The following is an 11743-nucleotide window of genomic DNA, read 5'->3' on the forward strand; positions in this document are numbered from 1 at the left end:
CGACCCGGTTCTAGGGGCTGTCATCAATTGGTCGCTAATGCTTCAAGAATCAGGGGTTACGGCCCCTAGCCATTTTTCTAGGTCGGGTGTGGCAATGTTGATAGCATCAGGACTTGAGCCGGAATGTATGACATGCCCTAGCAGATTTAAGCAGATAAAGGGTGGAAAGCAGTCAGAATCAACAAATCATAGGCTCAAACTTGCTCCCAAAAGCTAGGCCTTGCCTCTGCTAACGACTTTCCTGCCGCGGCCCAGGGCAGGCTAAGGAGACCGCACCCAACTCCAATTCTATGACGCCGATCTTGCCGCCGTTCATCCCCAGTCGGCTACCGCGCCATATGGCCTAAAGCCCTAGCCAGCGCGCGCTGCCTCAGATAGGCTTAATACTGCCAGCACTTGCGTTTACCCAAACAGGCTTCTGGTTATCCTAAGACATCTGGTAGCATTGCGGTTTTGCCCAGGCCAACCCGGCGCTGTACCTCTCCTGAATATCCCCCCACCCCTCATTGTCGTCACTGTTGAGGAACCTCTTGGAAACTCCCCCCTCTAATACTCAGCCCCTGGATGTGCCTGCGGAAATTACCGTCACCGATCTATTAGAGCGCTACGCCGCCGGGAACCGAGACTTTCGCGGTATTCAGCTAATTGGGGCCGACCTGAGCCAGCAAACCCTCAGCGGTGCCAATTTTCGGCAGTCTAATCTGCAAAATACTAACTTTTCGGGGGCCATTCTGACAGGGGCCAATTTTCGTGAGGCCAAGCTGACCGACGTTAGCTTTGAGCAGGCCACGCTAGTGTTAGCCAACCTAATTGGGGCCGACCTGGCCGATGCTCGCCTGATGGGGGCCGATCTCAGCGAAGCCGGTATGCGCAGCGCCAATCTGGTGCGAGCCGACCTCAGCCAGGCCACCCTACGCGAAACCAACCTCAACGAAGCCGTGCTCGACCACGCCACCCTGCACAGGGCCGTACTCAGCGAGGCCAGCCTCAGCCGTGGTCGAATGCTGGCCACCGACCTCCAAGAGGCCAATCTAGAGCACGCTAACCTGACCAGCGCCTTGATGAACCGAGCTATTCTCAAAAAAGCCATTTTGGTAGGGGCGGTGCTGACAGGAGCGACCCTGGAGGGGGCCGATTTTGAGGCCGCTGACCTGAGCCGGGCCAAACTATCCAGCACTAACCTGGTCAACGTCAACCTGTCTCGGGCCAATCTGCGCGGGGCCAACCTGAGCTGGAGTTCGCTGCGCGGGGCCAACCTGCGTGGAGCCACCCTGTACCGCACCCGCCTGAGCTGGTCCAACCTGAGCGGGGCCGACCTCACCGATGCGGTGATGATCAACGCCAAGCTTGACTACACCAACCTGCGGCGCACCGACGTGCACGGCACCATTATGCCGGACGGATTTACGATGGGGTCTCAAGACTAACCCCGCTACTGCGGTGCCGTTGGGCGTTGGCCTGGCTGATTGGCCTGCATAGGCACTGACGGCCCCAAGAAAGGCCAGTACACAGCTGTTAGCGAGGGTGGCGTGTGGCGCAGGTAGGCTAACATCTGCCGCTGCAGCACCTGCAGCTGGTCTTGAATAGCCTTGCCCTCTAGATGCAGGAGTGAGGGCAGATAGCTAATCAGTCGATCCTGACGGGGCAGCCCGCTTTGGCGCAGTCGGGGCCAGGTAGTCAGCCCTTCGGGCACGGTTTGGCTCAGGCGCAGCGACAGCGTAGTGGTTGAGAACGCGTGGGCCACCGTCGGGCTGAGGGCCGGGGCATAGGCGTCGGCCTCTGGGGTTTGCTGCATGACAAAGCTCAGGCTCACCCCCTGCAGAAAAATGCGCAGCGGGGCGGTGGTGACATCGGGCAGCGCTGGCATAAACGGAATACGGCCCAGGTCAGCGTTGAGGTTGTTAGGGTCGCCAACGCTCAGGTGCGATCCACCTACCACGGTAATCAGGTGTTTGTCGGCGGGCAGCTGCATAAAGGGGCGCAGTTGCTGGCTGGCCATGGGGGTCACGGTGTCGTGGGTACCGGCTAGCACTAGGGTTGGCACCCGCACTCGGCTCAGTCCGGCCTCGCCAAACAAAAGGCCCGTCAGGGGGTTGGCCACGATCAGCTGAGTGATGCGATCGTCGCGCAGGTTGGCGTACTTAACGGGGAGATTGAGGGCCGCACACTGTAGCCAGTCAGAGGGGGAAACATTGACAGGATTGAGGGTCTGGCAGTAGGACTCTAGCGAGCGCAGATCGAGAGCGGCCCCGGCCAGGGCCAGGCCGGTGTACCCCCCGAGCGAATGACCGACAAAGGCCACCTGCTCGGTGTTGAGGCGATTGCGCAGGCTGTAGGAATAGAGGTTGATTTTCTCCAATCGATCGAGCACAAAGCTGATGTCGCGGGGGCGATCGAGAAACTCAGTGGCGGGCAAAATGCGGCTGTGCACAGCCGCCTCGGGCAGTTCTTCTGCGGGCAGCGATAGCAGGGCGGCCACGTTGCTGCCAGGGTGCTCCACCGACACCACCGTCAGCCCGTGGGAGGCCAAATGCTCAGCCAGATAGGCAAAGAAGCGGCGATCGGCTCCAAACCCGTGGGAGATCATCACCAGCGGGCCGTGGCTGTCCTGACTCCAGTAAATGTCGATGGGAATACTGCGATCGCGGTTGTGGTCACGCAGCACCAGTTCCCACCGCTCGACCTCAGCGGGGCCGGTGGAGAAAGGATCGGTGCCCAACAGCGGTAACGGCTCAGCGGTTTCGGCGGCGGGGTCTTTGCGCAACACGCGGCTGAGGGCCTTGCTCTCCATCTGGGCCAGCCGAAACTGCGAGGCCAGGGTGAGCAGAGTGCCAACGTTGATTTCCAGGGTGTCCTGGGGCATGGCTCGCAAAATGCTCAGCAGGGTCAGCCCCGACTCTGATGTCGACACCTGCTCTAGGGTAATGCGCAGATCGGTCGCCGCTAGATTGGGAGCAATGGCCCGCAGGGTATCGAGCAGCTGCGCGCCGCCGGGGGTGTGCAGAATTTCGTCCAAAATCACCTGGCCCACTTCGGGTTCCAGGGTGATTTCGCCCTCCAGAGCCTGCCGCAGGCTGGCGTTGAGCAACGGACGATACAACCGCAGCGCCTGGGGCACCTCCCCCGTGGTCGCAAACGCCTCCAGATCGTCTAGGCTCACGGTTTGCGACAGTCGCCCCAGGCGCACCGTCACCGACTCTGCCGCCATTGCTGGCGTCAGGGGCAAACTCAAGACAAAGCCGCCCGTCAAAAGGCTACCTGTAATCAGTAGCCGCCCGCCCCAGCGCCCCAGCGCAGAACGGCAACGACCTAGGCGTAACAAGTTAAATTGCACGGCAAAACATAGAAATGCAGGAGCAGCGGACTAAAACAGGCAGCGGCCAAATCTGACAAGAATGGGTTTACCGTACCCAAATTTTCGCTGTGGGTTAACTTAATCTAAACGACACCACCCCGCGACGGTGGGGATCGATCGTCAAGTTTTTTTGCGGAGGTGCCAGACCCTGTGACATTCCCAACGCTGTGACCCAATGACTCAAACTGTTGTCGGCATCATGGGGCCAGGGGCCACGGCCACCCCCCTCCAGCTAGAGCTAGCCTACGCCCTTGGTAAGGCGATCGCCTCTACCGGATGGGTGGTACTCACCGGCGGGCGGGCGGTGGGCGTGATGGAAGCGGCCTGTCGCGGGGCTCAGGCCGCTGGTGGCCTAACCGTTGGCATTCTGCCCTCGGCAGACGGAGCCGATATGTCAACGGCGGTTGACATTCCTATTCTGACTGGGCTGGGTGACGGCCGCAACGTGGTGAATGTGCTGTCGAGTCGGGTGGTTGTAGCTTGCGGGCTGGGGCCAGGCACCGCCGCCGAAATTGCCCTGGCTCTCAAGGCCCGGCGGCCCGTCATTTTGATGGCGATGCCCCCTGGTGCCAGCGATCTGTGGCAGAGCTTAGCGACGGGGCCGATCGCGATCGCCAATACCGTTGAGGCTGCCGTAGCCCAGATAAACCAGTGGCTGACCCCCTAGACCCACCACTCAGAACGTTGTATTCACCGCTATCAGCCCAAAAGGCCTACTTCCAGGCAGGGTCTGGTGTTGCAGACAACATAACTTGTCTCCTTTGCCACCAATTCGCCGACAATCGGCCAAAACTTCTTTAATGTAAGGTTAGAGCTACGCCCCTCACCCGCTGGTGCCATGACAGACAACCAACCCTCCCCAAAGGAAAATTTTCTCTTCCCGCGCAGCAAGTACTGGGGCGAATTTACTCCGCAGCAGCTAGCCTTTAACGCTAATCTGCAGGAGTTTGCCCAACGAGTTTCCTTTGTGTGCAATCTGGAGACCGGCGGCAAAATGTCTGCCGACGAAGCCTACGACGAAATTAAGCGGCTGTGGAAAGACCTCAAACAATCTAAGGCCAACCTGATTGACGCTATACCGCCAGAGCTGCCGCCAGAGCTACCGCCAGAGTAAGCAGCAGCCAGCACGACAAGCCGATAGAGTGTCAGACCCCAGACCAGCCCACGCGTGGTTTAGGGCCTCTTTTGGCAGTTGATCCCAAGTCCTGCGTGGTGACTCTCCATCCGGCAGGGCAGGTGCCATTTGGCTCCCACAGTTTGGTCCAAATGCAATCGAGTTATGCCATTCAGCTTTGGGATGAGGCGGTGTGGCTGGTATTAAAACGCCGCTGAGGCCAGATAGAAGCTGATCAAAAAGCCGGCAATGGTGGAAAACGTTACCGAGCCGCCGCCCATTTCGTAGGCTTCAGGCATCATTGTGCTGGCGATCATTGCCAGAATGGCACCCCCCGCTGTCGCCTGGGCCACCGCCAGCATCCAGTCGGTGGCGACGTTGACCATCAGACCGCCCACCAGCGCCATCAGCCCGCTGAGCAGCACCGCCCCACCCCACAGCGCCAAAATTCGCTGCGCGGAGGTGCCCGCCTGGCGCATGCCAATGGAGCTGGTCATAGCCTCAGGGATGTTGGAGATAAATACGGCCATCAGAAACGACGCGCCGGTATGGCCCGTGCCCGCGTGAAAGCCGATCACCAACGCCTCAGGGATGTTGTCGATCAGGGTGCCAATCAAAATGGCCAGCGGGGCCGAACTCTGGGCCAGCTCTTTGAACTGCTGCTCAGAGATGGGAATGTCGACCTCAACGCTGTCGAGCACCTGTCGCCGCCACTGGTCGTCATCGACTAGAACGGGTTTGGCGGTCGACTGGGTGGTTTCGCGCAGCCGTCGGGCCAAAATGCGGCTCAACCCGCTGGAGAGCTGAGGAGCGTAGGTGAGCATGGCGTCGAAGTCGGTTTTGTCGAGCTCGTACAGCTCCATCGGGGTTTTGGCTCGCACCGTGGCCGATCGCTCCTCGCCCGTCAGCAAGGCCATTTCGCCAAACATTTCGCCCGCGCCCAGAGCGGCGAGTCGCTGCGGCCCCTTAAAAATTTCGGCCTCACCTTCCACAATCAAGAACATAGAGTTGCCAGGAGCCCCCTCCAAACACAGCACCGTGCCGGGCTCAACCTGAAGGGGCTTTAGCAAAGGAATAATGGCCTGCATTTCAGCCGGAGAGAGGCTGTGGAGCATCTCAATGTGACCGATGCGATCGAGCACCTCGGAGGCTTCGTCTTGGCGGTGGTGGTAGAGAAAGCGCCGCGACGACGACGGGTGGCGAATAAAGCCGCCCTGGTTGTCGATGTAGGTAACGATGACGGTAAACAGGGTGCCGCCCAGGGCAAACCCGAGCACCAGCGGCAAAAAACCGCTGCTCTGAAAGGCGGGCAGGGTAATGTCGTAGGCAATGGCTGAGAGGAGGGTGCCGCTGCCAAAGGCCATGATCGCCGCTGTCAGCGATCGCGCGGGTCGCCAGGCAATTCCTAAAACCGCTCCGACCAGCAGACTAGAGGCACCCAACAACCCTTGAAGTAGCGCAGTAAAAGGAACGCTCATTACCGAAATGACAGGGCATTATGACCAGGTTACTGCACAATGCTCCGCTTCCTGGCAAACTAGAGCCTAGGATATCAGAGGTCAATGGTCTGTCTGCTATGAACTCACCGACCCAGCGCCGTCGTCGCTCTACCCCTAATCGCCAGCCGCGATCGCGTCCTTCCGGCCGCGCCTCACGCCGCCCTATTGTCGGGCTGTGGCTGCTGTGCGGGCTACTCTACACCACCGCCGGAATGATTTTGACCGCCCTGGCCGGTCCCTGGGTGTGGCTCGGTGCAGCAATCGGTGCTGTCGTTCAGAGCGTGGCTCTGGCTGGCCCAGCGGCTCTACAGCGATTTCGCTGGCTCACCGCCAACCTGCTGGTGCTGGGCAGCATTGCCGGCGGCACCGCTCTGGCCGCAGCGCTCTCCATTGCCCTCAACCACCTGGGCACCGACAACCTCGACGACCTCACCCTCGGTCGAGCGATAGCAGAGATCATGCTCTACAGCCTGCTGGCAGTGGGGCTGGCGGTGCTGTGCAGTTTAGCTACGGCCACCCTGGGCGATCGCCTGCTGCGCCGCAATAAGGGCGGTAAAACCAGCTTCCTTTTGGTTATCACCGCCCTGGTCGGGCTGGCCGTGGGCGGCGGCATCGGGCTGCTGATTGCCTAGGTTTGGCCAAACTATGCTGGCTAAGCAATGTCGTAGCGGAAGCTTAGAGTGGCCCAGCGATCGTGGTGCAGGGCGTAGTAGTCGTTGGCGGCAGACTTGCTGTCAGCGTCAGTGCTGGCGCTGAGATCCTGCAGTAGCGCCTGGGCCAGCCGCAGCGGCTGACGCACGGGACGAAAGCCTGTGGCCAAAGAGGGTGGGTTGTTGCCCAACGCCGCCAGACACCGCTCTAGGGGTTGCGTACTAAAAATAATATGGGCCTCTACCCAAACAGCCGCCCCCGGCATGGCCCAGCCAGCTCCATCGGCGGGAAAGGTAAATATTTGGCCTGGATCCAGCGGCGTCGCTACTGGGGGTACCTCTGCGCCATCCTCAGCGATCGCATCGGGAAGGGTCATCAGCGCTGTGCATTCGCCTCGGCTGTCAAAGCTAATCCAGAGCAAGTGCAGGGGCTGGGTTGAGGTATTGGCCAGGTGGTAACTAATGCGGCAGTCGCGGGGCAGCATAATGGGGTCGGTGACAGCCGCCTTCTGAGCCTGTCGAATAGTCACCGGCCAGGTTAGGGTACGGCTGCGCTCGGTCGTCTGCACTAGCAGGGGCTTGGGCTTAGGCTGCACGGCCTCCAGTACCGCCGCCGCCCCCACCTGAGAAGCGGCGTGGTTTTCGGTCAGCCGCACCAGCTTGAGGGCCAGCAGGGTTTTGAGGGTGGGGGTCAATCGATTGACCGCTGTTTTGACCGCTTCGTCGCGGGACAGCATGGTGCCCGGCAGCAGGGTGCGGTTAGGCGCAAATAGCCCGTAGCTGCTCTCGGCGGGGCGTTCTCCTCCCTGGGAAGCTCCCCGAGCATCGCCCCCCGATCCCGGCAGCGTTTCTGTCCCCCCCGGCAGCGCGGCCGTCAGGGTGGAGGTTGGCCCAATCGGCAGGCGGCCAAACAGGCAGTCGGCGGCCTTTTCACCCGCCGTTACCGACGAAACCAGCGGAATCCCGGCCAGGGCGCTGGTGGCATCAACCCGTTCTACCCGCTTGAGCTGGCTGTCGAGGGCCACAACCAAATCAATATTTTGGGGCAGACGTCGCACCTGCTCAAAGATTGGCCGTCGGGCCAGGGCCGAGGGGGGCAACGCCTCTGTGTCTTCAAGGTCGTCCTCAAGGAGTCTAACCAGGGCTTTTAGGCCTGTACGCGATTCTAACCCCAGCGGCACCAACCGCTCCTGATCCAGCTCGGCTACCAGACGAGTGCCGGGCTGCAGGTAGCGCAGCACCTGGGGGGGAACGCCCCCTAGCCATGCCGTCAGGGGTCGGCTGTCGCCGCCGGGCAACACAACCCCCGCCGCCGGCGGTAGCTGGGGAGCCAGGTTGTAGGCGGCCGGGCCGCCGCGCGGCGGCAGGCGATCGCTAAGATTGGGCTGCTGGTCGGCTCCTACCCACCGCTGCAGTCGCTGCCCGGTGCGCTGCAGCAAAAGCTGGCTGGTAGGGTCAGGTTCGGCTTCCCATAGGCTTTGGGTCAGGGCGTAGGTAAACACCCCGGCGCTAAAGCTATCCCAGTGGCTCTCCAGCACCAGTCGTCCCACCTGAGCTGCCCGCAGCACCAGTCCTGGCCAGGGTGCGGCGAGGTCAAGGGCAGACGCTACCGTCGACGGTACCAAGCCGGTGGGCACGGTAGGGCGCGACCTGACCCGAGCATTGCCCCAGCGCAGGTAGCCCACATCCTGACTGCCAGCGTCGATGACGGTGGTGAGATTGGCGGTGGCTAAGGGGGCCAGCCGAGCGATGATCTCGGCCTCAAGCAGATCGCCTAGGGCCGGGTTGCCTTCGCTGGGCAGGCGACTGTCTACGGTGACCCAGGCGGCCTGAAAACCCTCCTGAACGGCGACCTCCTCTGCCCCCATTGCTCCGACAGTATCGACAGCGTTGTTAGCAGCGGCCTCAATGCCCGCCACCCGCACCTGGCTCCCGTAGCCGCTAAAGTGCAGCAGCACTACGTCGTCCGAGCGAGCCTGCTGCACCAAGTGTTCGTCAATGGCGGTTAGAATGCTGTCGCGGGTGGCGTCCTGGTTGGTTAGCGTTACCACATCACCAGGCTGAAAACCAAAGCGGTGCACCAGCAGCTGCCGCTGTAGCTCTACGTCGGTAATGCAGCCCTTGAGGGCAATGTCTTGGGCTACGCCAGGGTCAAGGGCGCGATCGGGGTAGGCGTTGATGCCAATCAGCAGGGCCAGCCTGCGCCGAGCAGGTTTGGCCAGCGCCTGCTGATACTGGCTAGAGCTGGCCAGCAGCGCCGTTCCACTTAAACCCAGCGCCCCCAGGGCCAGACCTGTTCGCTGCAAAAACGCCCGTCGTTTCAGTGTCACCGAGTTGATTGCATCCTAGTTGGTAGCGTTGACCTTAGCCAATGGCCTCGGGAACCCGCATAGCCTTGGCCAACTCTGCCGCCACCTCGGGTCGAGAAAATTCGGGCGGGGGTAGTTCACCTCGGCGCAGCATCTCACGCACTTTGGTACCTGACAGGTGAATCCGCTCGTCTTTGGTACTGGGGCTGGTCTTAGAGGTCGCCATGCCCCCGGTGCGGGTGCAGTAAAAGGCGTGCTCAAACTTCATTGGCACAATGCCCAACTCCGTCGGCTCAAACTCATCAAAGATATATTGAGCGTCGTAGGTGCCGTAGTAGTCGCCCACCCCAGCGTGGTCACGGCCCACAATAAAGTGGGTGCAGCCGTAGTTCTTGCGGATCAGCGCGTGGAATATCGCTTCCCTAGGCCCAGCGTACCGCATTGCGGAGGGATTGATCGCAAGAATCACCCGATCCTGCGGGAAGTAGTGCTCGACCATAATTTCGTAGCAGCGCATGCGCACGTCGGCAGGAATATCGTCCGACTTGGTGGCCCCCACCAGCGGGTGCAGAAACAGCCCGTCGACAGTCTCTAGAGCACATTTTTGAATGTACTCGTGGGCGCGGTGAATGGGGTTGCGGGTTTGAAAGCCAACGACAGTCTTCCAGTTGCGATCGCGGAACATGGCCCGCGAAGCCGCCGGGTCAATCTGGTAGGTAGGGAACAGGGGATGGGGATCGCGCTGCAGCAGCCACACGGGGCCAGCCAGGTTCACCGCACCCTGGTCGTAGACCACCCTGACGCCGGGGTGGTTTTCATCATCGGTGCGGTAGACGTTAACGGCTTCGCGGGTTTTGTCGTAGGTGTATTTTTCTTCCAGCTCCAGCACGCCCACAAAGCGACCGCTGGGGTCATCCAGGCGCACCAGGCTGCCCTCCTGCAGGGGGGCGGCGATCGCTTCACTGACCGACAGCGTCACCGGAATCGCCCAGGGCAGCCCATTGGCCAAGCGCATGTCGGTCACTACAGTGTCGTAATCGGCCTTGTTCATGAAGCCGTTCAGGGGGCTAAATCCACCGATGGCAATCATCACCAGGTCCGAAAAGGCCCGCTCATCGAGACTCACCCGTGGCAGGGTGTCAGCTTTGTCTAGGAACTGAGCTTTTTGGTCGGGCGTTGCCTGGCGATCGACTAGGGTGCCGCCGTGGGGGGCAATTCCGTCTTTCTGTAGAGTCATTGAGATACCGCTGCCTTCTGCTGAAAATGGGATAAGGGAGAAACTGGTTCAGACGAGTCCTTAAAGACCAGGTTCTGAGCAGGACGGGAACCCCGGTTTTCCGCTGGGGAATCGGGGTTAACCGTCTTGTTCTATGAAATTACATCTTGGCACCGATGTCATCCAAGCAAGAGGCAGCCGATCGCCGCAGCCCCTTAACCTCTAGGCCAGAGTTGTGATCAATCGTGATAGATCTGCTTCCACAGAGGGTGCGAAGGCCCCTGGGCGGCGATGCGATCGCGCAATCGCTCCAGCCGCTGCCGCTCAGCCGTAGTCATGCCCCACAACATATAGCGGCTCTCGGCCACCAGCAGGGCTACCGTCAGCCCCACGCACAGCCCCAGCCCCAGGGCGGCCGGGCGGTTGTAGGCCAAACCCAGCCGCACCGTCGCCCAGGTAAAGTACTGCCGCAGCTGAGCAATCTCGGGCCTCAGGCTCCACAGGCTGAGCGGGGCCACTGTCAGCCACAGCAAGCCGCTTACCAGCCACCAGCGGCGCAGCATGATCGCCCGCAGGCGCTCTAGGGGCGCAGGATAGCTGGGGATGCCCATGGCCGATTCCTTTAGCTTTGGGTTGCGGGCGGGGGAGCAGACTCGTCGGGGTCGCCATCGTAGGCCTGGCCCGTGCGCTCACGCCATAGAGCCAGCAGCGAACTGGCCACAAAAATACTGGAGTAAGACCCCGCCAAAAAGCCCACAATGAGCGCCAGCGCAAAGTACTTCAGGGTTTGGCCGCCAAAAATAAAGATGGCAACCAGGGGCAGAATTGTGGTCAGCGAGGTGTTGATTGAGCGGCCCAGGGTTTGGTTAACGGCGCTGTCGACCACCTCGTTGATGTGGCTGCCGGGGCTGAGCTTGAGGTTTTCGCGGACGCGATCGTAGATGACCACTGTGTCGTTGACTGAGAAACCCACAATAGTCAGCAGCGAAACGATAAATAGGCTGTCGACTTCGACCCCCAGCACCAGCCCCAAAATGGCAAACACCCCGGCGGTAATAATGACATCGTGGGCCAGGGCCAGAATCGCCAGCAGCGCGTAGTCAAGCTTAAAGCGCAGGCTGAGGTAGGCCACAATACCGGCGAAGGACACCAGCAGGGCCAGCAGCCCCGACACCAGCAGCTGCTTACCAATCACAGGCCCCACCGAGTCGATCTGGGTAGAGTTGGCGTCGAAGGGACCAATCGCCTCATCTAGGGCATTTTGCAGGGTGGTGCGCTCGTCCACATCCAGGGTGCGGGTGCGAATGGAGAGCACCTGCTGTTCGTCGCCCAATACCTGAAGGCTGCTAGAGTCGAGCCCCTGCTGCCCCAGCACCTGCCTGACTTGCGCGAGATCAATGGCTTCACTGCAGCTATCGGTTGTCGTGCAAGCACGGGTCACCTGTAGTCGGGTACCACCAGCGAAGTCAAGCCCCGGTTTGAGGGGCGCACCGAACTGCTGCCACGAGATCGCCATGGCCACCAGGCTAGCCAGCACCAAAGCCCCCGAAATGGCCCACCACAGACCGCGCTGCTGAATAATGTTGAGCTTCATGGGCAC

The 11743-nt window shown here is 61.0% G+C and carries 10 protein-coding genes; 4 read left to right on the top strand and 6 right to left on the bottom strand.

Features of this window, described 5'->3' with window-relative positions:
• Positions 1-530 precede the first annotated feature (530 nt).
• Positions 531-1427 (top strand): pentapeptide repeat-containing protein, encoded by an 897-nt coding sequence (locus IQ265_RS05265; RefSeq protein ID WP_194051296.1) that lies wholly within the window; start codon positions 531-533, stop codon positions 1425-1427.
• 5 nt (positions 1428-1432) lie between these two features.
• Here IQ265_RS05265 and IQ265_RS05270 read toward each other — a convergent pair whose 3' ends face one another.
• Positions 1433-3334 (bottom strand): alpha/beta hydrolase, encoded by a 1902-nt coding sequence (locus IQ265_RS05270; RefSeq protein WP_194051298.1) that lies wholly within the window; start codon positions 3332-3334, stop codon positions 1433-1435.
• Positions 3335-3530: 196 nt separating this feature from the next.
• Between IQ265_RS05270 and IQ265_RS05275 the strand changes: the two genes are divergently transcribed.
• On the top strand, positions 3531-4022 hold the full coding sequence (locus tag IQ265_RS05275) for a TIGR00725 family protein (protein WP_194051300.1): 492 nt from the start codon (positions 3531-3533) through the stop codon (positions 4020-4022).
• 171 nt (positions 4023-4193) lie between these two features.
• Positions 4194-4469, top strand: coding sequence for a hypothetical protein (locus IQ265_RS05280; RefSeq protein ID WP_194051302.1), 276 nt, complete (start codon positions 4194-4196; stop codon positions 4467-4469).
• A 203-nt stretch (positions 4470-4672) separates the two neighbouring features.
• On the opposite strand, the gene IQ265_RS05285 is transcribed toward IQ265_RS05280, so the two are convergent.
• The gene (locus tag IQ265_RS05285) at positions 4673-5947 is read right to left on the bottom strand and encodes a cyclic nucleotide-binding domain-containing protein (protein ID WP_194051304.1); all 1275 of its coding nucleotides are present in this window, start codon (positions 5945-5947) and stop codon (positions 4673-4675) included.
• A gap of 98 nt (positions 5948-6045) precedes the next feature.
• Between IQ265_RS05285 and IQ265_RS05290 the strand changes: the two genes are divergently transcribed.
• Positions 6046-6600 carry a hypothetical protein gene (locus IQ265_RS05290; protein ID WP_194051306.1) on the top strand — a complete coding sequence of 185 codons (555 nt, stop codon included), beginning with the start codon at positions 6046-6048 and terminating at the stop codon, positions 6598-6600.
• Positions 6601-6620: 20 nt separating this feature from the next.
• On the opposite strand, the gene IQ265_RS05295 is transcribed toward IQ265_RS05290, so the two are convergent.
• The 4 genes from IQ265_RS05295 to secF all read right to left on the bottom strand — a co-directional run bounded on the left by IQ265_RS05295 (position 6621) and on the right by secF (position 11737).
• Complete coding sequence (locus tag IQ265_RS05295) at positions 6621-8948, bottom strand: caspase family protein (RefSeq protein ID WP_194051308.1); 2328 nt, start codon at positions 8946-8948, stop codon at positions 6621-6623.
• Between the two features lie 34 nt (positions 8949-8982).
• Positions 8983-10164, bottom strand: a complete 1182-nt coding sequence (gene sat / locus IQ265_RS05300) for a sulfate adenylyltransferase (RefSeq protein ID WP_194051310.1) — start codon at positions 10162-10164, stop codon at positions 8983-8985.
• A gap of 218 nt (positions 10165-10382) precedes the next feature.
• Positions 10383-10754: a hypothetical protein gene (locus tag IQ265_RS05305; RefSeq protein ID WP_194051312.1), complete on the bottom strand. Its 372-nt coding sequence runs from the start codon at positions 10752-10754 to the stop codon at positions 10383-10385.
• Positions 10755-10765: 11 nt separating this feature from the next.
• Positions 10766-11737 (bottom strand): protein translocase subunit SecF, encoded by a 972-nt coding sequence (gene secF, locus IQ265_RS05310; RefSeq protein WP_194051314.1) that lies wholly within the window; start codon positions 11735-11737, stop codon positions 10766-10768.
• Positions 11738-11743 lie beyond the last annotated feature (6 nt).

The sequence above is a fragment of the Nodosilinea sp. LEGE 06152 genome (assembly GCF_015207525.1).
GTDB lineage: Bacteria > Cyanobacteriota > Cyanobacteriia > Phormidesmidales > Phormidesmidaceae > Nodosilinea.

Bases quoted from the DNA above. Each gene is read 5' to 3' on its own strand.
- IQ265_RS05275 (WP_194051300.1), top strand. From the start codon at position 3,531: ATGACTCAAACTGTTGTCGGCATCATGGGGCCAGGGGCCACGGCCACC.
- secF (WP_194051314.1), bottom strand. From the start codon at position 11,737: ATGAAGCTCAACATTATTCAGCAGCGCGGTCTGTGGTGGGCCATTTCG.
- IQ265_RS05280 (WP_194051302.1), top strand. From the start codon at position 4,194: ATGACAGACAACCAACCCTCCCCAAAGGAAAATTTTCTCTTCCCGCGC.
- sat (WP_194051310.1), bottom strand. From the start codon at position 10,164: ATGACTCTACAGAAAGACGGAATTGCCCCCCACGGCGGCACCCTAGTC.
- IQ265_RS05285 (WP_194051304.1), bottom strand. From the start codon at position 5,947: ATGAGCGTTCCTTTTACTGCGCTACTTCAAGGGTTGTTGGGTGCCTCT.
- IQ265_RS05305 (WP_194051312.1), bottom strand. From the start codon at position 10,754: ATGGGCATCCCCAGCTATCCTGCGCCCCTAGAGCGCCTGCGGGCGATC.
- IQ265_RS05290 (WP_194051306.1), top strand. From the start codon at position 6,046: ATGAACTCACCGACCCAGCGCCGTCGTCGCTCTACCCCTAATCGCCAG.